Annotated in this window: 19 protein-coding genes and 1 tRNA gene; 8 read left to right on the forward strand and 12 right to left on the reverse strand. The window is 72.1% G+C overall.

All coding sequences use genetic code 11. The features are described from left to right. Window positions 1–25: 25 nt before the first annotated feature. Window positions 26–586 (forward strand): hypothetical protein, encoded by a 561-nt coding sequence (locus ACFYO8_RS12060; protein WP_355047166.1) that lies wholly within the window; start codon window positions 26–28, stop codon window positions 584–586. 103 nt (window positions 587–689) lie between these two features. Next, window positions 690–2,021 carry an NAD(P)/FAD-dependent oxidoreductase gene (locus ACFYO8_RS12065; protein WP_354864945.1) on the forward strand — a complete coding sequence of 444 codons (1,332 nt, stop codon included), beginning with the start codon at window positions 690–692 and terminating at the stop codon, window positions 2,019–2,021. 79 nt (window positions 2,022–2,100) lie between these two features. Here the strand turns inward: ACFYO8_RS12065 and ACFYO8_RS12070 are convergent, their stop codons facing one another. Continuing rightward, window positions 2,101–3,927, reverse strand: coding sequence for a hypothetical protein (locus ACFYO8_RS12070; protein ID WP_355095629.1), 1,827 nt, complete (start codon window positions 3,925–3,927; stop codon window positions 2,101–2,103). Between the two features lie 90 nt (window positions 3,928–4,017). On the opposite strand from ACFYO8_RS12070, the gene ACFYO8_RS12075 reads away from it, so the two are divergent. The 4 genes from ACFYO8_RS12075 to ACFYO8_RS12090 all read left to right on the forward strand — a co-directional run bounded on the left by ACFYO8_RS12075 (window position 4,018) and on the right by ACFYO8_RS12090 (window position 6,302). Beyond that, window positions 4,018–4,098: transfer RNA gene (locus tag ACFYO8_RS12075), tRNA-Leu, on the forward strand. 110 nt (window positions 4,099–4,208) lie between these two features. Beyond that, window positions 4,209–5,081, forward strand: coding sequence for a Bax inhibitor-1/YccA family protein (locus tag ACFYO8_RS12080; protein ID WP_354864948.1), 873 nt, complete (start codon window positions 4,209–4,211; stop codon window positions 5,079–5,081). Window positions 5,082–5,205: 124 nt separating this feature from the next. Then, window positions 5,206–5,964 (forward strand): Bax inhibitor-1/YccA family protein, encoded by a 759-nt coding sequence (locus ACFYO8_RS12085; RefSeq protein WP_355095627.1) that lies wholly within the window; start codon window positions 5,206–5,208, stop codon window positions 5,962–5,964. A gap of 17 nt (window positions 5,965–5,981) precedes the next feature. Then, window positions 5,982–6,302 (forward strand): hypothetical protein, encoded by a 321-nt coding sequence (locus ACFYO8_RS12090; RefSeq protein ID WP_354864951.1) that lies wholly within the window; start codon window positions 5,982–5,984, stop codon window positions 6,300–6,302. A gap of 39 nt (window positions 6,303–6,341) precedes the next feature. Here ACFYO8_RS12090 and ACFYO8_RS12095 read toward each other — a convergent pair whose 3' ends face one another. The 4 genes from ACFYO8_RS12095 to ACFYO8_RS12110 all read right to left on the reverse strand — a co-directional run bounded on the left by ACFYO8_RS12095 (window position 6,342) and on the right by ACFYO8_RS12110 (window position 11,203). Then, complete coding sequence (locus tag ACFYO8_RS12095) at window positions 6,342–7,826, reverse strand: CHAD domain-containing protein (protein ID WP_387257180.1); 1,485 nt, start codon at window positions 7,824–7,826, stop codon at window positions 6,342–6,344. Between the two features lie 40 nt (window positions 7,827–7,866). Beyond that, on the reverse strand, window positions 7,867–9,129 hold the full coding sequence (locus tag ACFYO8_RS12100; RefSeq protein WP_354864954.1) for an acetyl-CoA C-acetyltransferase: 1,263 nt from the start codon (window positions 9,127–9,129) through the stop codon (window positions 7,867–7,869). Window positions 9,130–9,187: 58 nt separating this feature from the next. Then, window positions 9,188–10,000, reverse strand: a complete 813-nt coding sequence (locus ACFYO8_RS12105) for an SGNH/GDSL hydrolase family protein (protein WP_355014907.1) — start codon at window positions 9,998–10,000, stop codon at window positions 9,188–9,190. 156 nt (window positions 10,001–10,156) lie between these two features. Next, window positions 10,157–11,203: an SGNH/GDSL hydrolase family protein gene (locus ACFYO8_RS12110; RefSeq protein WP_354864958.1), complete on the reverse strand. Its 1,047-nt coding sequence runs from the start codon at window positions 11,201–11,203 to the stop codon at window positions 10,157–10,159. A gap of 140 nt (window positions 11,204–11,343) precedes the next feature. Here ACFYO8_RS12110 and ACFYO8_RS12115 point away from each other — a divergent pair, with 140 nt between their 5' ends. Further along, entirely contained in the window at window positions 11,344–11,700 is a 357-nt protein-coding gene (locus tag ACFYO8_RS12115) for a YkvA family protein (RefSeq protein WP_354864959.1), read from the forward strand. A gap of 76 nt (window positions 11,701–11,776) precedes the next feature. Then, window positions 11,777–13,147, forward strand: coding sequence for a cystathionine beta-synthase (locus tag ACFYO8_RS12120; RefSeq protein ID WP_354864961.1), 1,371 nt, complete (start codon window positions 11,777–11,779; stop codon window positions 13,145–13,147). 44 nt (window positions 13,148–13,191) lie between these two features. Here the strand turns inward: ACFYO8_RS12120 and ACFYO8_RS12125 are convergent, their stop codons facing one another. The 7 genes from ACFYO8_RS12125 to ACFYO8_RS12155 all read right to left on the reverse strand — a co-directional run bounded on the left by ACFYO8_RS12125 (window position 13,192) and on the right by ACFYO8_RS12155 (window position 21,498). Then, complete coding sequence (locus ACFYO8_RS12125; RefSeq protein ID WP_355047163.1) at window positions 13,192–13,701, reverse strand: GNAT family N-acetyltransferase; 510 nt, start codon at window positions 13,699–13,701, stop codon at window positions 13,192–13,194. Then, window positions 13,698–14,627: a ribonuclease Z gene (locus ACFYO8_RS12130; protein WP_354864965.1), complete on the reverse strand. Its 930-nt coding sequence runs from the start codon at window positions 14,625–14,627 to the stop codon at window positions 13,698–13,700. The genes ACFYO8_RS12125 and ACFYO8_RS12130 overlap by 4 nt, the downstream gene beginning before the upstream one ends. Before the next feature lie 308 nt (window positions 14,628–14,935). After that, on the reverse strand, window positions 14,936–16,120 hold the full coding sequence (locus ACFYO8_RS12135) for an osmoprotectant NAGGN system M42 family peptidase (protein WP_354864967.1): 1,185 nt from the start codon (window positions 16,118–16,120) through the stop codon (window positions 14,936–14,938). Then, entirely contained in the window at window positions 16,117–17,949 is a 1,833-nt protein-coding gene (gene ngg / locus ACFYO8_RS12140; protein WP_387257182.1) for an N-acetylglutaminylglutamine synthetase, read from the reverse strand. Before ngg ends, ACFYO8_RS12135 begins: the two co-directional genes overlap by 4 nt. Before the next feature lie 2 nt (window positions 17,950–17,951). Next, a complete protein-coding gene (locus ACFYO8_RS12145; protein WP_355094396.1) occupies window positions 17,952–19,742 on the reverse strand; it encodes an N-acetylglutaminylglutamine amidotransferase in 1,791 nt (596 codons plus the stop codon). A 395-nt stretch (window positions 19,743–20,137) separates the two neighbouring features. Then, on the reverse strand, window positions 20,138–20,257 hold the full coding sequence (locus ACFYO8_RS12150) for a protease inhibitor I9 family protein (protein WP_387257183.1): 120 nt from the start codon (window positions 20,255–20,257) through the stop codon (window positions 20,138–20,140). Window positions 20,258–20,715: 458 nt separating this feature from the next. Further along, window positions 20,716–21,498, reverse strand: a complete 783-nt coding sequence (locus ACFYO8_RS12155) for an NUDIX hydrolase (RefSeq protein WP_387257184.1) — start codon at window positions 21,496–21,498, stop codon at window positions 20,716–20,718. Window positions 21,499–21,978: the final 480 nt, after the last annotated feature.

Raw genomic sequence — 21,978 nt, forward strand, 5'->3', positions numbered from 1 at the left:
CAGTCGCGAACGATGAGGCAGCCCGGTGAGCGCTGTCGTCGAGCGGGTGCGGGCCCTGCGGTACGCCGCCGCCCGGGTCAGCCCGCTGCCGCTGCTGGTACGCGGCGGCATCTTCCTCACCGTACTGGCCGGCTTCCTGCTCGCGTACCCGGTGCAGGCCTTCACCCCGCGCTCGCTGCTGGTCCTGACGGTCGCCGCGGTGCTGCCGGCGGCCGGGCCGCGCCGGATCTGGCCGACGTTCACCGCGCTGGTCACGGTCGGCGGCTGGCTGCTGGCCGCGCTCGGCTTCGACCGTCCGCCGTCGCTGTGGCGGCTGCTCGCCGTGGCGACGCTGCTCTACCTGGCGCACTCGCTCTGCGCGCTCGCCGCGTTGCTGCCCTACGACGGTCTGATCGACCCGGACGTGGTGTCGCGGTGGCTGGGCCGGGCGGGCGGCGTGGTGCTCGCCAGCGCCGTGCTGGGCGTGGCGCTGGCCTGGCTCGGGGGAGTGGGCGGGACGGACGGCTCACAGGCGGTGACAGTGGCGGGGCTGCTGGTGGCGGTGGGTCTGAGCGCGCTGCTGGGGTGGCTGCTACGACGCAGGTGACGTAGCGTTCCGGTGGCGTTGCGCAGGTCACACGGGTTGTGCTCCGTCACAGAAGGGGGTCTCGAGCGGGATTACCCGGGGACCCCGGGGAAAGATAGATGACGTGAACCCGAAGCGGATCCTTGTCGTGGGTGCCGGTCACGTGGGCCTGTACGCCGCTCTGCGCCTGTCCAAGAAGTTGAACAGGCGTGAGGCCGAGGTCATCGTCGTCGACCCGCAGCCGCACATGACGTACCAGCCGTTCCTCCCGGAGGCATCGGCGGGCAACATCTCCCCTCGGCACGCTGTGGTGCCGCTGCGGCGGGAGTTGCGTAAGTGCACCGTGGTGGCGGGCACCGTCACCCGGATCGACCACGACCGCAAGACCGCCGTGGTGCAGCCGATCAGCGGCCCGGCCCGGGACATCCAGTACGACCACGTGGTCGTCGCCCCCGGCTCGGTCTCCCGCACCCTGCCGATCCCCGGCCTGCACGAGAACGGCATCGGGTTCAAGACCATCGGCGAGGCCATCTTCCTGCGCAACCACGTGCTGGACCGGCTCGACGTGGCGGCCTCCACCACCGACCCGGCGGTACGCGGCCGCGCGCTGACGTTCGTCTTCGTCGGCGGTGGCTACGCCGGCATCGAGGCGCTCGCCGAGATGGAGGACATGGCCCGGGACGCGCTGCGCTACTACCCGGAGCTGAAGCCCGAGGACATGCGCTGGGTGCTCGTCGAGGCGACCCAGCGGGTGCTGCCCGAGGTCGACCGGGATATGGGCGCCTACACGGTGCAGCAGCTGATGAAGCGGGACATGGACATCCGCCTGGACACCCGGCTGGAGTCCTGCGTCGACGGTGTGGTGAAGCTCTCCGACGGCGACAGCTTCCCGTCCGACACCATCGTCTGGACCGCCGGTGTGAAGCCGTCGCCGATGCTCGACGCGACCGACTTCCCGCGTGACGATCGCCGCCGGGTCACCTGCCGGCCGACGCTGCAGATCGTGGACGGCGACCGGGTGGTCGAGGGCGCGTGGAGCGCCGGTGACTGCGCCGCCGTGCCGGACCTGACTAAGGAGCCGGGCAACTTCTGCTCCCCGAGCGCCCAGCACGCGGTGCGGCAGGCCGCGCGGATGGCCGACAACATCGCGAACGTGATCCGCGGGCGCGAGCCGGTCGACTACAAGCACAAGCACGCCGGCAGCGTGGCCAGCCTCGGCCTGCACAAGGGCGTGGCGCAGGTCTACGGCATCAAGATGACCGGCTGGCCGGCCTGGTTCATGCACCGGACGTACCACATGTCGCGGATCCCCTCGTTCAACCGCAAGGTGCGCGTGGTGGTCGACTGGACGCTCGCGTTCTTCCTCAAGCGTGAGGTGGTCGCGCTGGGCCAGCTGCACGACCCGCGTGAGGAGTTCGCCGAGGCGTCCGCGCCGCCGGTCGCCGCGCGCGTCTGACGCCTTCGCGAAAGGCCCTTCCCGTACGCGTACGGGAGGGGCCCTTCGCCGTGTCCGGGCTCCGAACCGCTGCCCGGCCTCAGAACCGCCAGGTCCAGGCGTCGGCGAGCCGGACGCCGGGGCCGTAGAGCTGCTCCAGGGTGCGGCGCAGCATCTCGGCGTGCGGGGTGTCGTCGGTCACCGCGACGCACGAGGCGTGCCAGAACTCGACGTCCCGGGCGGCCTGGCGGCGTTGCCGGTCACCGACCGCGGGTGCCACACCGCGGCGGGCCACGTCGGCGAGCAGTGCCGAGGTGGGACGCTGCCAGGTGCCCATGGTGGCCGAGCCGTTCCGGCCGTACGGGCCGATGAAGAAGCCCTCCGGCATGGCGAACGCGACGCCGGCGGCGGTGGCCCAGCGCATCGGCCAGGGGTCCTGCGGGGTGGCGGTGGGCACCGGCACCAGCACGCCGCCGGGGCGTACGCACTGCCGCCAGTGGCCGCCGGTGACGAACTCGGGCAGCGGCGGCCGGTCCATGGTGGGCAGGGGCGTGGGAAAGACGCTGAGCACCGCCGCGCCGACCGCGACCGGGACGATCCGGCGGGCCCGGCCGGACTCGCCGAGCGCCCGGTCCACGGCGAGCGCGACCACCGTGCCGACGAGCGGCAGCACCGCGAGCGCGAACCGTGTGGGCAGCGCGCCGTCCACCACCGGCAGCCCGGCCAGCAACGCGTACGGGCCGGGGATCCCGGTCCGCTCACCGCCGGCCACCACCTCGGGGCCGAGCGCGAGCGCGGCCATCACCAGCGCGCCGGCCACGAGCGCCACCACCGGTGCACGCCGGCCCAGCCAGACCGCGCAGCCGACGGCGACCAGCAGCAGCGGCCAGCCCAGGAACGAGGTGAACTCGGCCGGGCCGGTGGTGAGCCGTACCGCCTCCGGGCTGCCGAACACCGACAGCGCGGAGAGGCGGGTCCAGGCGATCACGTCGGCCGAGAAGTAGGCGGGCGGGAACATCCCGTCCGCCACGCCCTGCGGGCCGTCGAACTGCACCCACAGCGGGTACGCCAGCACCGGCAGCGCCAGCCCGGCGGCGGCGAGCAGCCCACCGGCGAAGCCGCGGCCGGCCCGGCGCAGCAGGTCCCGGTCGGCCAGTCCGTACGCGACGGCGATCACCGCCAGGGTGAGCGCGGCGAGGAACAGCACCTCCTCGCCGACGAAGACCTGCACGGTGACGACAGCCGCCAGCCCGGCCGTCGAGGACGCCATCCGGCGGCGGTCCGGACCGTCCGCGCGGCCGGCCGGGTCGGCGGCGCGCAGCAGCCGGACCACGAGCCAGACCAGCGCCGGGACCAGCCACTGCGCGGTCATGTGCAGATGGCCGTTGCTCTGCGAGACCATGCCCGGCCCGAAGCCGCACAGCGCCGCGCCGAGCGCGGCCGCGAACCGGCGGGCCCGCAGGACACGGGTGAACAGCAGATACCAGGCGAGCGCCGTACCGGCCATGTTCGCGGCCACGAGCAGGGCGAACGTCACAGGCGCCCCGAACGCCAGCGTGACCGGGGCGAACAGCACGCCCAGCGCCACGACCGAGGTGTTCGCCATCAGGTTGACCCCGTCCGGCGCGTTCAACCGGTCGGTGACCAGGCTCAGCTCGCCGCGCAGGGCGCGCGCGTCCAGCGCCAGGAACCACTCGTACAGCGTCTGGTCGGCCGGGTTGAGCGCGAGCACGCGCGTGCCCGGCGCCGGCCAGAGTCCGTGGGTGAGCCAGCCGGCGAGCGCGACGAACGCCACCCCGACGAGCAGGTCCGCCCGGTGCCGCCGGAGCGCGGCCGTCACCCGCCGCGTGACCGCCGCCGGGCGGGCCGCCCGGGCGTGATCGGGCCCGGGTGCCGTGCGGGCGGCGCTGGTCACGGCCTCGACCATAACGGCCGCACCCGTCGGGGTACGCCGCGTCGCGGCCGAGCCGCTACGGTGAGATCTGCACCGCCGCGTGTCGACGCGCCGGTGTCACCCGCCCGGGTGGTGGAACGGCAGACACGGCCGCCTTAAAAGCGGCTGCCGCAAGGCGTGCGGGTTCGACCCCCGCCCCGGGCACGTGAACTCTCAGCTTTCCCACAGCTAGCCGTCGCACGGGCGATTGCGGCCACGTCTACCCTGGAGTAGCACGTCTACGTGCGATCGACCCCCTGAGGGAGGCCTGAGAAGTGAAGACCTCGAACCCGGTGCTCGCCCGGCTCGGCCAGGCGGCAGAGCGTGAGCGGGCGGCCGGGTACGCCCAGCCCGGGCCGTACGGTCAGCCCGGATACCCCCAGCAGTACCCGCAGCAGCAGTACGGCCCGCAGCAGTACCCCCAGCAGCCCTACGCCCAGCCCTACCCGGGCGGCTACGGCCAGCCGGTGGCCCCGCCCACCGTGACTCCGATGACCCTCGACGACGTGGTCGTCAAGACGGTCCTCATGCTCGCCATCCTCGGCGCCTCGGCCGCGGCGGCCTGGGTGCTCGTGCCGGACTCGCTCGTCGGCGTGGCCTGGATCGGCGCCGCGGTGGTCGGCCTGGTGCTCGGCCTGGTCATCTCGTTCTCGCGGATGGCCAACCCGGCGCTCGTCGTGGCGTACTCGGTCATCGAGGGCGTCTTCGTCGGCATGGTCAGCAAGGCGTTCGAGTCGCTCTACGACGGCATCGTGCTCCAGGCGGTCGTGGCCACGTTCGGCGTGTTCTTCCTGATGGCGATGATCTACAAGGCGCGGATCATCCGGGCCACGCCGAAGTTCGCCCGGATCATGGTGGCGATCATGGCCGGCCTGTTCGGCGTCATGATGGTCAACCTGGTGCTGGCGCTGTTCGGCGTGAACACGCACCTGCGTGACGGCAGCCCGCTCGCGATCGGCTTCAGCCTGGTCTGCATCGTGGTGGCGTCGCTGAGCTTCGTGCTCAACTTCGCCGACATCGAGGAGGGGGTCCGGATGGGCCTCCCGCAGCGCTACTCGTGGACTGCCGCCTTCGGCATCGTGGTGGGCCTGGTCTGGCTCTACATCGAGATCCTGCGGCTGCTCAGCTACTTCCAGGGCGACGACTGACAGCACGCCCTCCCCGACGACGCCCGCCTGCCGCATCCGCGGCGGCGGGCGTCGCCGTTTCCCCGTCCCGGCCGCCCCGCCGGGGGCAGAGTGGGATTCGGTACGTGGGCGGGAGGTGGTCACGGTGCGCAGTGCCAATCCGGTGCTGGACCGGCTGGACGACGTCGGCCGCGCGCAGCGGCAGGTGCTCGGGGTCGGGACCGCCGACGCGATGACGGTGGCCGACGTGGTCAGCCGGACCGTGGGCCTGCTGCTGGTCACCGGCGTCACGGCGGCGGTGTCCTGGGTGGTGGTGCCGCAGGCGGCGTGGATCTCCGCAGCGCTCGCCGGAAGCGCGCTGGCCAGCCTCGCCCTGGTGCTCGTCATCTCGCTGAAGCAGATCACCAGCCCGCCGGTCATCGTCGGGTACGCGGTGCTTCAAGGGCTGCTGCTCGGGGTGGCCAGCCGGGCGTTCGAACTGGTCTATCCGGGCATCGTGGCGCAGGCGGTGGTCGGCACGTTCGGCGTCTTCCTCGGCATGGCCGTGCTCTACCGGGCCCGGCTGATCCGCGCCACCCCGCGCCTGGCCCGCCTGGTCATCGGCACGCTCGTCGGGATCGTGGCGATCGGGCTGGTCAACCTGTTCGCGTACCTGTTCACCGGGCGGCAGGGGGCGGTCGTCTACAGCCTCAGTGACCGGGTGGGCTGGTTGCCGTACCTGTTCTCGGTGGTGGCGATCATCGCGGGCGCGCTCAGCTTCATCCTCGACTTCGACCTGGTCGAGCGGTCGGCCGCGAACCGGTTGCCCCGCCGGTACGCCTGGTACTGCGCGTTCGGACTGCTGGTCGGGCTGATCTTCCTGTACTGGCAGATCCTCCGCCTGCTCAGCTATGTACGCCGCTGACCGTAGACTCGGCGGCGATGAGCGCAGCGGAACTGGACCGGGCGGTGACCCTGCTGGTCCGACAGATCGGCCACTGGCAGCAGCCGCGCTGGTCGGCCAAGGCCGACGGCGGCAACATGTCCCGCGCCGACCTGGTGCACAAGCTGGTCCAGGAGATCGCCAACCTGGCCGCCGACGCGGCCGGTGAACCGCGCCGCGTGGTGCCCCGGCTCCCCACCGACCTGGCGCTGCCCGACCAGCTCCGCGTGGTCGCCGCCGACCTGGCCCTTGCGGCTCCGGCGGAGCCGGTGCTGGCCGAGGCGGCCGAGGCGGTGGCTCGCACCCGCTCGGCTCTGTAGGCCCGCCGCCCCGGGTGGCAGTGGGTGAGAACCGTCCGCTCAGCGCTTCAGCCAGCGGCGTACCTTCCGGTGCCGGGCCCGGTCGCGCGCCCGCAGCACCGCCGGGCGGTCGTGGCCGGCGGCCTCGGCCTGCCGCGCGTGCAGCAGGCCGTAGGTGAACGTGTTCTCGCCGTCGGCGTACGCCTGGAGCGCCTGACGCCGGAGCACCTCGCGGGTCACCACCGAGTCCTGGTGGGTGCCGAGCAGATCCTGGAGCGCCTTGAATCGCTTCACCAGGCGTGCGGCCGGCTTGCCGGCGGCCGGCTTCCGCACCTCCACCGCGTACCGGGCGGCCTTGAGCTTCTTGCGTGCCTCGTGCAGCGCGCCGTCCCCGGACGGCCCGGCGACGGTGAACGCCCGGTCCAGCCGCTCATCGGCGCGGCGTACCGCCCGGCGGATCCTGCGGTCCACCCAGCGTCGGCCGACGTCGGCGGGCGGGGCGTCGGCCAGCCGGTCGAGGCGGGCCAGCAGTTCGGGGTAGCGGTCGGAGTCCAGCGCGGACCGCAGCGCCGCGGTCGCCTCGGCCAGGTCGGCGGCGAACCGTTCGCCGATCCGCGCGGCCACCGGGCCGAGCACCAACTCGTCCGGCAGCTCGTGCACCGCGTCGGTGAGCCGAACGGCCATCACCTGGGTGTCGCGGACCCGCCCCAGCTCGCTGCCGAGTCCGCGCAGTTCGGCTCGTAGCGTCTCGCTCTCCCTGCGGTCCCACAGGCCCCGGAAGGTACGCAACGTCGCCCGCAACCGGCGGGTCGCAACGCGCATGTCGTGGACCGCGTCCTCGTCCCCCTGGTACGCGGCCGCGTGGTTGCCGACGATCGCGTCCCGCTGCGCCCGGACGTACGCGAGGACCGGCGCCGCCGGGCCGTCCGGTTCCCGGTCGTCGAAGCGCTCGATCCGGGCGGCGACGGCCCGGTGCGACTTGCTGACCGCCACGTCCTGCGCGCCGGCCGCGTGCAGCCGCTCGCCGAGGGCGTCCAGCAGACCCTCGTCGCCCTCGACCAGCTCGATCTCGATCTCGTGCCAGGCCCGCTCCGCGCCGTCCACGAGGTCTTCGGACCGGACGTCGTCCTCGGCGACCTCGGCCAGCACCCGGTCGTCCGCGTCCAGCAGCTTGCGTTCCCGGCGGCGGTTGACGACCCGGGCCGCCGGAGCGACAGGACGACCGCGCGACGCGGCCCGGATCAGCGCGGCCAGCTCGGGCGGCGGGCCGTCGTCGGACGCCCCGGCCGGGAACTGATGCTCGACCCGGGCGCCGCCGACCGCGCCCACCTTGAGATGCCAGCCCGCGTCGTGCCCGCCGGTACGCCGACGCAGCGCGTGCCCGCTGCGCAGCAGGAGCAGATCGTCGGTGTCCCAGTAGACGGCGTCCAGATCCGAGACGGTGGCGTCGGACATGGTCACGACGCCACCGCACCCGGTCAGGTCGGGCAGCTGGAAACCCTCGTCGCCGGAGTACTTGCGCTCACGTTCCACGACGGTTGCCATGCGGCTTCCCGTACCCGGCCCGGGCTCCGGCGAACCGGTCTCAGCTCAGTCGTTCGAGCACCATCGCCATGCCCTGGCCGCCGCCGACGCACATGGTCTCCAGACCGATGGTCTTGTCGTGCCACTCCAGCGAGTTGAGCAGCGTGCCGGTGATCCGCGCGCCGGTCATGCCGAACGGGTGGCCGACGGCGATCGCGCCACCGGCGACGTTCAGCTTCTCCTCCGGGATGCCGAGCTGCCGGTACGAGGGGATCACCTGGGCGGCGAACGCCTCGTTGATCTCGACCAGGTCGACGTCGTCGATGGTCATGCCGGCACGCTTGAGCGCCTGCTTCGACGCCTCGACCGGGCCCAGGCCCATGATCTCGGGGGAGAGCCCGGTGACACCGGTGGAGACGATCCGGGCCAGCGGGGTGAGCCCCAGCTCGGACGCGCGCTGCGCGCTCATGATCACCACGGCGGCGGCGCCGTCGTTGAGCGGGCAGCAGTTGCCCGCGGTGATCCGGCCGTCCGGGCGGAACACCGGCTTCAGCCCGGCCACCGCCTCCAGGGTCACCCCGGCACGCGGACCGTCGTCGGTGCTGACCACGGTGCCGTCCGGCGTGGTGACGGGGGTGATCTCGCGGGCCCAGAAGCCGTCCGCGATCGCCTTCTCGGCGAGGTTCTGGCTGCGGACGCCGAACGCGTCCATGTCCTCGCGGGTCACGTCGTAGACCTGGGCCAGGTTCTCCGCGGTCTGCCCCATGGCGAGGTAGATGTCGGGGAGCTGACCGGCCTCGCGCGGGTCGGTCCACACCTCGGCGCCGCCCTTCGCGCGGGCCGAGGAACGTTCCCGCGCCTCGGCGAAGCGGGGGTTCTCCCAGCCGCCCCCGACCAGCGCCTGCGCCTCCGGCGGGAGCGTGTCCGAGTTGCCCCGGGCGTACCGGGAGACCATCTCCACACCGGCGGAGATGAACACGTCGCCCTCGCCGGCCCGGATCGCGTGCATCGCCATCCGGGTGGTCTGGAGCGAGGACGCGCAGTAACGGGTCAGCGTGGCGCCGGGCAGGCCGTCCAGCCCCATCAGGGTGGCGACGACCCGGGCCATGTTGAAGCCCTGCTCGCCACCGGGCAGACCGCACCCGAGGTAGAGGTCGTCGATGGTGGTGGGGTCGAGCGCTGGGACCTTGTCGAGGGCGGCCTGGACGATCGTTGCGGCGAGGTCGTCCGGGCGGACCTCGCGGAGGGAACCCTTGAACGCGCGGCCGATGGGGGACCGGGCGGTGGCGACGATGACGGCGTCGCGGGGCGACTCAATCGGCATGAGCCAACGTTAACGCGCTAGTAACATGCCCGGGAAGCCGCGAGGCGGGCGGGAAATGTCACCCCGTGGGCGGTCGCCGGTGGTGCCGGAACGCGACAGCGGCGGCGGCCTCGACTGCCGGGAGCAGGGCGTGCGCCCACACCCGGTAGCCGTCGGCAGACGGATGGAAGCCGTCGTGGCACAGCGTGCCCGCGTCCGCGCGGAATACCGGACCGGTCTCGGTGCCCAGGTCGACGACGGTGCCGCCGGCGTCCAGCACGGCCGCCGTCTGGGCCCGTGCCATCCGCCGTCCGGACCAGCCGAGCACCTGGCGCAGCGGGGCGGCGACCGCGCGGACGGCGCCGAGATCCGGACACGTGCCCACGACCACCTCGACGTGCGCCTCCCGCAGCCGGCGTACCGCCGAGCCGAGATAGGCCGCCGCGTCACCGGGCCGGGCCATGGCAGTCGCGTCGTTTGCCCCGATCAGCACCACCGCCACGTCGGGCCGCTCGCCGAGCAGTGCCCGCGCCACCTGGGTGGCCAGATCGGTCGCGCGCGAGCCGGAGACACCGACGCTGGACAACTGCACCCGGCGGCCGGACGGTCCCTCGGCGAGCAGGTTGGCGAGCTGGCCGCCGATGGTGTCCTCGAACCGGTCGACGCCCACGCCGAGCGCCGACGAGTCGCCCAGCAGCACCAGTCGCAGCGGCAGAGCGTCGGCGCGTCCGACCGTCGCGCGCAGCATCAGACCCAGCTCGGGCTGGGCGTACTCCCGGCTACGGGCGGCGACGGCCTGGCCGGCCAGGACCGCCGCCCCGCCCACCGTGCCGGCCAGCAGCGACAGGGCCGCCGCCCGGCCCCACCGGGCCACCTCACCGCGCTCGCTCATGACAGCACTCCGCTTCGCTCCGTGCCGCCATGAGGCACCTCCGCGCCGAGCCGGCCGATTCGCTCGCTGCGCTCGCTCATGACAGCACTCCGCTTCGCTCCGTGCCGCCATGAGGCACCTCCGCGCCGAGCCGGCCGATTCGCTCGCTGCGCTCGCTCATGCCGTTCCCTCCAGCGTTGCCGAGTCGGCGGCGCTGCCGGTCGATGGCACCGCGCCGACGCCGAAGAAGGCCCGCCGGCGAAGCTGCGCCCACCGCCCGCCCGGCCCGCGGTCGCGCCCCCGGAACTGGGCGCCGCTGACTTCCGTGCCGGCGTGCCGGGCCGCCTGCTGGGCGGCCTCCGGGAGCGACCGTACGCCTTCCACGCCGGGCAGGACAGGCCCGCGTTCCGGGACCGCGCCCAGGGCGGACAGCGCGGTGGGCAGCAACGCCGCCGCTGCTATCGCATACCCCTCGGCGGAGGGGTGGAATCGGTCCCAGGCGAACATCCGACCGGGGTCGGCGGCGAACCGCGGCCCGAGCATGTCGCCGAGCGAGACGGCACGGCCGCCGGCCTCGACCACTCCCACCGTCTGCGCGGCGGCCAGCTGGCGGCTCCAGCGCCGGGCCAGCCAGCGCAGCGGCGGCTGGATCGGCCGGATGGTGCCCAGGTCGGGACAGGTGCCGACGACCACCTCACAGCCGGCTGCCCGCAGCGTGCGGACCGCGTCGACCAGGTAGCGCACGGCCACCGGGAACGGTGTGCGGTTGGTGACGTCGTTGCCGCCGACCAGGATCACCGCCACGTCCGGCCCGACCTCCAGGGCGGATTCGACCTGCGGCTTCAGGCCGGACGACAGCGCGCCGACCACGGCGAACCGGTGCAGCCGGACCGGCCGGTGCAGCCGGCGGGACAGCCCGGTGGCAAGCAGCGAACCCGGCGTCTCCCGGCGCCTGTGCACGCCGTAGCCGGCCGCGGAGGAGTCGCCCAGGACGACCACGGTGATCGGAGGACCGGGCAGCCTGGCTCCGTAGACGCCGTCGCAGCGAGGCGGCGGGGCCTGGGCCATCGGGATGGTGCGGCGAGCCTGCCGGGCCTGGCCGAGCAGCACCCCGCCGGTGGCGAGGGTGGCCGCCACCGTGGCGCCCGTGCCGACCGCCGCGAGGCGGACGATCTGCCGGGCGCGCTGCCGGCGGACCGGCGCGACGGAACCAGCGTCCCCCATGAACCGACAGTATCGCGCCGGTACGACCACTGCTGTCCGTGATCGGATGGCTGGGCGACGCCCGGAATGGGTACCGGTGGGGTAGTGGGTGCGGACTTGCCACCGGGCCGCACCATGGTCGGGCAGAGAGGGGCGACATCATGGGGAAGACGTTGAAGCGCAGCGCCGCGTTCGCCGCGCTGGCCCGGGCGCTGGCGGCGGGCACGCGGGGCGGGCCGTCGCTCGGGGCCCGGCTGGCGGCGCTGCCGCGGATGATCCGCGCGACCAGCCGGGGCGAGTACGACGGTGGCCTGCGCCTGGCGCTGATGGCCGGGGCGACGGCGTACATCGTCTCCCCGATCGACCTGCTGCCGGAGATCCCACTGGCGATCTTCGGACTGGCCGACGACGCGGTCATGGTCACCTGGCTGGCCGGCAGCGTGCTCGCCGAGACCGAGCGGTTCCTGGAGTGGGAGACGCGTCGCAGCTCCGTCATCCCGGGGCATGCGGTGCCCTGAGGGCACGTACGCTGGTCGGCGAACTGACGGCTGACCGACCGCCCCACGACGGCGGCGCGACGAAGGGCACAACGAGGTGCAGTACTACGACAACGTCGTCGAGCTGATCGGCAACACCCCGCTGGTCCGCCTGCGCAACGTCACCGAGGGCATCCAGGCCACCGTGCTGGCGAAGGTGGAGTACGTCAACCCGGGCGGCTCGGTCAAGGACCGGATCGCGCTGCGCATGGTGGAGGACGCCGAGAAGGCGGGCATCCTCGGGCCGGGCGGCACGATCGTGGAGCCGACCAGCGGCAACACGGGCGTCGGGCTGGCCCTGGTGGCCCAGCTGCGCGGCTACCGCTGCGTCTTCGTCTGCCCGGACAAGGTCAGCCAGGACAAGCAGGACGTGCTGCGCGCGTACGGCGCCGAGGTGGTGGTCTGCCCGACCGCCGTCGCGCCGGAGGACCCGCGCTCCTACTACAACGTCTCCGACCGGCTGGCCCGGGAGATCCCCGGCGCGTGGAAGCCCAACCAGTACAGCAACCCGGCCAACCCGCGCTCGCACTACGAGACCACCGGCCCGGAGCTGTGGCGGCAGACCGAGGGGAAGATCACCCACTTCGTCACGGGCGTCGGCACCGGCGGCACCATCTCCGGCATCGGCCGCTACCTCAAGGAGGCGTCCGAGGGCCGCGTGAAGGTGATCGGCGCGGACCCGGAGGGCTCGGTCTACTCGGGTGGCACCGGCCGTCCGTACCTGGTCGAGGGCGTCGGCGAGGACTTCTGGCCGGAGACGTACGACCGGAAGATCGCCGACGAGATCGTCGAGGTGTCGGACAAGGAGTCCTTCGAGATGACCCGCCGGCTGGCCCGCGAGGAGGGGCTGTTGGTCGGCGGCTCCTGCGGCATGGCGGTGGTGGGCGCGCTGGAGGTGGCCCGCAAGGCCGGCCCGGACGACGTGATCGTGGTGCTGCTGCCGGACGGCGGCCGGGGCTACCTGTCGAAGATCTTCAACGACAGGTGGATGGCCCGGTACGGCTTCCTCGACGGCTCGGGCACCGAGCCGACAGTCGCCGACGCGCTCGCCGGCAAGCCCGGTGGCCTGCCCGAGCTGGTGCACGTGCACCCGACCGAGACGGTCCGCGACGCGATCGACTACATGCGCGAGTACGGCGTCTCCCAGCTGCCGGTGCTGAAGGCCGAGCCGCCGGTGGTGACCGGTGAGGTGGCCGGCTCGATCGCCGAGAAGGACCTGCTCGACGCCCTGTTCACCGGCCAGGCGCACCTGCACGACACGATCGAACGGCACATGGGCGAGCCGCTGCCGATGATCGGTGGCGGCCAGCCGGTGAGCGAGGCGGTCGGGCTGCTGGAGAAGGCGGACGCGGCGCTGGTGCTTGTCGACGGCAAGCCCAAGGGCGTGCTGACCCGGCAGGACCTGCTGGCTCACCTCGGCACCCGCTGAGCCCGACTGTAGGGAAGGGCCCTCTGTCGCCAGAGGGCCCTTCCCTACAGGGGCCGGGCATAGCGGAGCTGGGGGACCGGCACCTGGCCGATGTGCTCGTCCCGCTGGAGACCGGTGGCGGCCCAGCCACCGCGCTCGTAGAACCGGCGGGCGGTGGCATTGTCCCGCAGCACCCACAGCGCCGCCCGGGTCCATCCCCGCGCCCGCATCGCGTCAAGCGCGTCCACCATCAGCGCCCGGCCGGTGCCCCGGCTCCGCTCGGACGGCTCCAGGTGGATCGCGCTGAGTAGCCCCGTCGCCGGATCGCCCTCGTCGTCCGGCCCGAGGTAGCTGAAGCCCACCAGCAGCCCGTCCCGCTCGGCCACGGTCATCCGATGGTCAGCGCCCTCCCAGGTCAGCCGCTCCACCCAGTAGCGGCCCATCGCCTCCGGCGTCGGGTCGGCCAGCGCCTCGGCCGGCAGGAACGACGAGTACGCCGCCACCCGTGAGCGCTGATGCAGAGCGCCGACCGCCATCAGGTCGGCCTCGGTCGCGGAACGTAGGGAGATCGTCACCCGGGCGACGGTACCCGCCGGGGCGGCACCTGCACCGTCTGGAGATCCTCGGCGATCACCAGATCACCGGTGAAGTGCTCCCGGGCCTCCTCCTGGAAGCGGCGCGGGTCGGCGTACCGCTGGGAGAAGTGGGTGAGCACGAGCGTGCGTACCCCCGACTCGGCTGCCACCCGCGCGGCCTGGCCGGCGGTGAGGTGCCCGACCTCGGCGGCGAGCGCCGCCTCCGACTCCAGGAACGTCGACTCGATCACCAGCAGGTCGGCGTGCTCGGCCAGCGCGTACACGCCGTCGCAGAGCCCGGTGTCCATCACGAAGGCGAACCGCTGTCCCGGCCGGGTCACGCTCACCTCGTCCCGGCTGACGCGGCGTCCGTCGCGGTCCAGGTGGCCCTCGCGCAGCAGCCTTCCGGTGTCCGGACCGGCGATGCCGTACGCGGCCAGCCGCTCCGGCAGCATCCGGCAGCCGTCCGGCTCGACCAGGCGATATCCGTACGTCTCGACGGGGTGCCGCAGCCGGCGGGCCTCCAGCGTGCCGATGCCGAGGGCGAACCGCTGCCCGTCGGTGGCGACCGGCTCGACGGCGAGTTCGGCGGTCTCGTGGAAGCTTGAGGCGTGGCGCAGCCGGGCGAAGTACTCGGCGCCGCCGGCCGGGAAGTGCACAGCCACCGGGCGCGGTACGCGGTCCAGCGAGAGCCGCTGGATCATGCCGGGCAGCCCGAGGCAGTGATCGCCGTGGAAGTGGGTGACGCAGATCCGGGTCAGGTCGGTGGCGGTGATCCCGGTGTGCAGCATCTGCCGCTGGCTGCCCTCGCCCGGGTCGAAGAGGATCACCTCGTCGTCCCAGCGCAGCAGATAGCCGTTGTGGTTGCGCTGCCGGGTCGGGGCCTGGCTGGCCGTACCGAGCACCACCAGCTCACGCATGGACACGGCATCCTCCGGAAGGCAAAAAGCGACCCCCGGGGCTTCCGCGCTCGCGCGCGGGCCGGCTGGACTGGGCCGGCACCCCGGGGGTCGGGTGGCTGTCGTGGTTTCGCCGCACCGCTGCCACACGGTCTCGACGATCCTGCAGGTGCCCGCCTCGCGGCGGACGAGTTTTCACTGTCGAGGACAGCGGCTAGCGGACAGCCACCTCACGAGTCCGATTGCTATACAAGTCTGGACCACCTCCCTTCCCGTGTATCGCCACGCTATCCACTTCCCGGCGGCCACGGCAACGGATTTCGATCACAGGCCCGTCAGTCCAGGCCGATCGGGCCCTCGCGGGGGCCTTCCTCGTTCGCCGGCTGCACCGCCAGCGACGGGAAGTCGGCCAGGTCGCCCTCGGGCTCGGCGTCCCACTCCGGGAAGACCAGCGGGCTCTGGAGATAGAGGCAGAGCAGCTGGGTGAGCTGGTGCAGCCCGTCGAGGTGGGTGCGCTCGTGGCCGTGGGTGGCGTCCACGCCGAAGCCGAGCAGCGCCACCCGGGCGTGCGCCCCGGCCTCGACCGCCGCTGCCACGTCCGAGCGGTAGTAGTCGAAGACGTCCCGGACCAGGTCGACGCCGTGCTCCTTGGCGATCGAGGCCAGGTTCCGGGTCAGGTGGTAGTCGAACGGGCCGACGCCGTCGCCCATCGCCAGCGTGGCAGCGGTCTCCCGGGACTGCTGGCCCGGCGCGACCACCGCCGCGTCCACCGAGACGATCTCCGCGACGTCCGGGTCCAGCCCGTGGCTCGCGCCGTGGCCGATCTCCTCGGTGACGGTGACCAGCAGGTGCGCGGTGACCGCCGGGGTGACCCCGGCGTCGACCATCGCCTTGAACGCGGTCAGCACCGCCGCCACGCCCGCCTTGTCGTCCAGGTGCCGGGACTTGACGTACCCGCTGGGGGTGATGCTCGGGTTGGGCAGGAACGCCACGAAGTCCCCGGCGTCGATGCCGAGCGCCCGCAACCCGGCCTCGTCGTGCACCGGCTCGTCCACCCGCACCTCGACCAGCTCCCAGCCGACGCCCTGGAGGTCGACCGCCTCGTTGTAGCGGTGACCGCTCGCCTTCAGCGGCAGCACCTGGCCGGTGACGACCCGCTCCAGGTCGTCGGTGAAGATCCGCACGTGGGCGCCCTCGGCGAAGCGGGCGCTGTGCGTACCGATCTGATTGATCTCCAGCCGGCCGTTCTCCTTGAGTCGCTTCACCATGCCGCCGATGGTGTCGGTGTGCACCACCACGGCCCGGTCGGCGCCGGTCGACCGGGGGCCGGGCAGGCAGGCGCTCAGCGCTCCGCGACGGGTCAGCGTGGAGCTGATCCCGATCGCGGAGAGCCGCTCGCCCACGTACTGCTGGATGTGATCGGTGCGCCCCGACGGGCTGGGGATCTCCAGCAGCTCCACCAGCACCTGGCGGAGGTAGTCGAGGTCGAGCTTGAGCGGTTGGGGTTTGCGTGCGGTCATACCCCAGAGCCTGCCGCACCGGCAGGCGACCAGAGTCGCTGCGGTGCCCGGGTACCCGGGAAGAGCAGGTCGACGAAGCGTTCGGCGGTGGGCTGCGGCTCGTGGTTGGCGAGTCCGGGGCGCTCGTTCGCCTCGATGAACACGTGTTCCTGCTGGTCCGGGGCCGGTACCAGCAGGTCCAACCCGGTGACCGGGATGTCCAGTGCCCGGCTGGCCGTCACGCACGCCTCGGCGATCGCCGGGTGCAGCTCGGCGGTCACGTCGTGGATCGTGCCGCCGGTGTGCAGGTTGGCAGTCCGCCGGACCGCCAGCACCTCGCCCTCCGGGAGCACGTCGTGCATCCGGTAGCCGGCCTCGGCCACCACCTCGCGGGTCATGTCGTCGATCGGGATGCGGGACTCGCCACCGGTGGCGGCGGCCCGGCGGCGGGTCTGCCGCTCGATCAGCTCGGTGATGTCGTGCACCCCGTCGCCGGTGATCTGCGCCGGCCGGCGCACCGCGGCGGCGACCACCTCGTGGTCGATCACCACGACCCGCAGGTCCTCGCCCGCGCGCAGCTCCTCGATCAGCACGTCCGGGCAGAACCGGCGGGCCAGCTCGACGGCGGCGGTCAGCGCCTCCGGCGTACGCACGCCGACGGTGATGCCGTTGCCCTGCTCGCCCCGCGCCGGCTTGACCACCACCGGGCCCACCTCGTCGAGGAACGCGACGTCGTCGGGCTCGCCGGTGGCGGTGCGCCCGCGCGGCACCGCCAGCCCCGCCTCGGTGAGGATGCGCCGGGTCACCCGCTTGTCGTCGCAGCGGCTCATCGCCACCGCCGAGGTCAGCTCCGACAGCGACTCGCGGGTGTGGATGGTCCGGCCGCCGGTGGTCAGCTTCAGCTCACCCCAGTGCGGGTCGGTCACCTCCACCCGGATGCCCCGGCGCATCGCCTCGTCCGCGACGATCTTCGCGTACGGGTTGAGCTTGTCGTACCCCGCGGGCATGGCGGGCAGGAACAGGCGTTCGTTGATCGGGTTCTTCCGCTTGACGCAGAGCGTGCCGGTGCGGTGGAAGCCGAGGCGCTCGTACAGCCGGATCGCGCCCGAGTTCTCGGCCAGCACGGACAGGTCCACGAACGCCCGGCCGCGCTCGTCGAGCCGGTCGGCGAGCGTGGTGAGCAGCGCCTGGCCGGTGCCGGGCGGTGCGGTGTTGAAGTCGACAGTCAGGCACCACAGGCTGGCGCCGTTCTCCGGGTCGCCGAAGACCGCGACGTGGTCCACGCCGGTGATGGTGCCGACCACCTCGCCGGTGGTGTCCTCGGCCACCAGGTGCAGGAACCGGTCCGTGCCGGCGTTGTCCACGAGCACCTCGACCGGGGCGGTGACCATGCCGTTGCGCGCGTAGATCCGGTTCACCGCCTCCGCGTCGGCGGCGTCACGCAGGTTCCGGACGGTCAGCCCGGGCACCTCGCCGCTCTCGGTGGCGGCGGGCCGCCTCTCGCCCAGCGGCAGCCGGTAGGTCAGCGACGGGTCGATGAACAACTCGTCCGGCAGCCGGGACACCAGCACGTGCGGGTCGCGCAGGTAGATGCAGATGTCCCGGGCGCCGACCGCCTCGGAGCGCAGCACGTCGGCGACGTGCACCTGGTCGTCGAACGTCTGCCCGAACACCAGCCGGCCCCAGCCGCAGTCCAGCACCACGCCCGAGGCGTGGGTGGTGTCCGGCTGCCGCGGCTCCGGCGTACCCGGGGCGACCGGGTCACCGCCGGGGCCGGTGAGTTCCCGGCGCCGGCCCAGCACCCGCTCACGGTCGGTACGTGCCGTTCCGGTGGCGAGGGTGTCGGTCACTGTCAGTCGATTCCGTGGCTCTGGAGCCACATTTCCAGGAGTCCCAGTTGCCACAGCTTGTTTCCGTTCAACGGGGTCAGTTCGGCATTCGGGTCGGCGAGCAGCGCGTCGACGTAGTCGGCGCGGAACAGGTCACGACGGCGCGCCTCCGGGGCGGTGAGCGCGTCGCGTACCCGGTCGAGGAGCTTGCCCTCCAGGTGGGTGAGGCCGGGCACCGGGAAGTAGCCCTTGGGCCGGTCGATGACCTCGTGCGGCAGGACCCGGCGCCCGATCTCCTTGAGCACGCCCTTGCCGCCCTGGGCCAGCTTCAGCTCCGGCGGGCAGCTCGCGGCGAGTTCGACGAACTCGTGGTCGAGGAACGGCACCCGGGCCTCCAGCCCGTGCGCCATGGTCATGTTGTCGACCCGCTTGACCGGGTCGTCGGTCAGCATGACCTGGGTGTCGATCCGCAGGCCGGCGTCCACGGCGGTCTGCGCCCCCGGGCTGCCCAGGTGCGCGGCCACGAACTCCCGCGCCGGATCGCCGTCGGCCAGCCACGCCGGGTTGAGCACCCGGGCCAGTCCGGCCGCGTCGCGGTCGAAGAAAGCCTTCGCGTACGTCTCGAGCGCCTGCTCCCGGTCCACCCCGGCCAGCGGCGGGTACCAGTGGTAGCCGCCCAGGATCTCGTCCGCGCCCTGGCCCGACTGCACCACCTTGACGTGCCGCGCGACCTCCTGGCTGAGCAGCCAGAACGCGACGCAGTCGTGGCTGACCATGGGTTCGCTCATGGCCGAGACGGCGGCCTCCAGCGGCGGCAGCAGGTCGCCGGTGGGCACCCGGATCTGGTGGTGGTCCGTGCCGAACGTCTTCGCCACCAGGTCGGAGTAGACGAACTCGTCGCCCTCCCGGCCGCCGACCGCGTCGAAGCCGATGGAGAACGTGGCCAGGCCGGAGCGGGCCTGCCCCTCGCCGGCGAGCAGCGCGACGACCAGGCTGGAGTCGAGGCCGCCGGAGAGCAGCACGCCCACCGGCACGTCGGCCACCATGCGGCGGCGTACGGCGGTGGTCAGCGAGTCGAGCAGTGCGTCCTGCCAGTCCCGCTCGGACCAGCCGGCCCGCTCGGCGGCACGGGCGAAGGACGGATCCCAGTAGACCCGCTCGTGGGTGGAGCCGTCCGCCTCGTACACCCGGACCGTGGCCGGCGGCAGCTTGGTGACGCCGGCCAGGATGGTGCGCGGCGGCGGCACGATGCTGTGGAAGCTCAGGTAGTGGGCGAGCGCCACCCGGTCGATGGTGGTGTCGATGCCGCCACCGGCGAGCAGCGCCGGCAGGGTCGAGGCGAACCGCACCACGCCGGGGGTCTCGGCCAGGTAGAGGGGCTTGATGCCGAGGCGGTCCCGGGCCAGCACCAGGCGTCCGGTGTCGCGCTCGCTGATCGCCACCGCGAACATGCCGATCAGGTGGTCGACGAAGTCGAGCCCCCACTCGGCGTACGCCTTGATCACTACCTCGCTGTCGCCGGACGAGAAGAACCGGTGGCCCTTGGCCTGGAGTTCGGCGCGCAGCTCCCGGTAGTTGTAGATGCAGCCGTTGAAGACACCGGTGAGCCCGGCGGCGGCGTCCACGATGGGTTGGCCGCTCGCCGCGGACAGGTCGATGATCTTCAGGCGCCGGTGTCCCAGCGCGGTCGGGCCCTGCGACCAGACGCCGCTGTCGTCGGGCCCTCGGTCACTCATCGTGGCCGCCATCCGCTCCACGGCCGAGACGTCGGCTCGTGAACCGTCACGACGGAACTCTCCCGCAAGTCCGCACATACGATCCAATGCTGCCAGAGCTTGTTGCGGTTCGCCTGTTGAGACGATGACGAACGTGTGACAGCTTGCTACCATGCGCCGCCACGCACGGTGGTCGCCTGTCATGCCTTCGGTTCCTGTCCTCGCTCCCCCGATGTCGGAAATCAGAGCTCGCGAAGGTGTGAGGAACGCCGCAAACGGGCTGAGGCCAAGGGGGCGGTGGTCGAGTTCATCGCCACGGCCGAAGCCGCAACGGCTGTCGGCGGCGCCGCGGCGGGTCCCAGGCGACCGGGCCGCCCCACCACCCCGCCCAGGCGATTACACCCTGCGGCCGTCACGCGCGCACCGCCGCGCCCCGTCACCGAGCGCATTCCGCCCATCATCGTGGCGGAGTCAGTCGTCAGCCAGCCGCACGATCAGCAGTCCAGCTCGGCAGTCGCATTGTCCTCGATCTGCACCACGTCGGGGTTCCGGCGCAGAGCTTGAACCTGAGCGTCAGTCATGTCAGCGGAGAAGTTGTTGATGAAGTCGAACACTCTGCTCGGGGAGACCGCGGCTCGCGCGGCGACGGTAAGCGGATCACCGCTACAACGGACGAGGACTATGTGCTCACCATCGACGCGCCGTTCCTGTGGGGCACGGAAATGCGGTGCAAGCCGATCGGGTCGGGCTCGATGCGATCGATGTCGGGGTCTTCGGAAAGTGCCGGGACCCCGGCCCTCGGCGACTGTTCCAACTGCAGGCCGGTCAGCCCGGCGCCGGGCATCGTCCGCTACACCAGCATGCTCCACGCCTACATCCTGCCCGCATTCGGCAACCGACGCATCGACACCGTCACTTGCCAAGACGTCAATGCATTCGCCCATCACATCGCCACCGACCGAAACCTGTCCGGCCGGCCCGTCCGACGCATCATCAGCCTCCTCGGACTCCTGCTATGCGAAACCAGCGACGACCATTTCACGTCAAGTACGGACAAAGGTCGCAGGGCAGTTCACTGGGCCAGGAGCCGGTCCAGATGCCGGAGGATGTTGCGGTACCAGGCGATGCTGTCCGGCCACGCGTCGATCGTCTGCTGATCCGCGGCCTTCCGCACGTTCAACACGAATCCCGTCGCCAACTCGTTGCAGAACGGCGCGTCCGGGAAGTTCGGGTGGACCTGGTCATACGCCGTGATCTGCCCGGCGATGATCGCGGCCTGGGCGCGCCTTCCCGCCGGAAGATTAACGTTCACAATGGAGTTCACGAGCCAGTTGAACGAGTCCTGGTCCACTCGGAAATACGCGGCCCCGTAAAAACGACCGTTGCCCCCCTCCACTAACCAACGGTGGTCGTGAACACGTCGAACCATGTCGATGTTGCGAATCTGCTCGCCGGTCTCCTCGTGAAACTCGCGTTCAGCCGCATCCTGAATCGTCTCGCCCTCTTCGATCTTGCCGCCCGGTAGTGCGCTCAATCCAGCCAAGTTCAGTTCCGTGCCGGCCCGGCGAACACCGCTCGAATTTCCCGAGAAGTAATAACCCCGTTGATACTTCGTCCCAACGAACACTCGTCCCGTTTCGTCATGGAGGACCGCGTAAGCGAAATTTGTCACCGTCTGCTGCCTTCTGGTCGCCGTCACTCGATCACGCGCACCGCTATCAAACCGCATCACCAAACCCTGATACGCCGTCGCCGGCACGGCGTGCAGGTGACGAACAATCGGGCGGGCTGGATTCCTCGGCCAAGGCCCGTCCCAAGGATCGCCCCAATGCGCGACACGCTCGTCCGGGCTCACCGGCTCAGCGTGTGCCGGGCCAGCACTTTCATCGAAAGTCATGTTGTTCCTCGATCGGCCTGGTCGCGGTAGATCGGAACAGTAGCGCCGGTTTCGGTGGAGGCGAACCGCCGATAGCAGCTCATCGTTCGGCTCGGCCATCGATTGCCGGACCGTCGCCCGTGCGGTGGACGCGCTCAAGGCTCGCGGTCTGGTCGTCGGCGTGCCGGGGTCCGGCACCTACGTCGCCGAGTAGGCCCCGGCCAGCCGCTCCCCGAAGCGGCCCGGGGACGGTTTGCACCGCTCAGTTGCCGGTCCGCGCGACCCCTACCGGGCATGACGTCCCGTTCGGTCCGTGGTTGCAGTAGCCGTTCGGGCTCGTCGATCCTGGCGAACGGTGCACTACTGAGCCATTTTCATCGTGGGTAGCGGGCCTCCTCGGCGGCTTGGAGGACGAGGATGGCCTGCACGATCGGGGTGGCACGGCGGGGGCAGCAGCGG

This window comes from Micromonospora sp. NPDC005257, assembly GCF_042872445.1.
Classification (GTDB): Bacteria; Actinomycetota; Actinomycetes; order Mycobacteriales; family Micromonosporaceae; genus Micromonospora.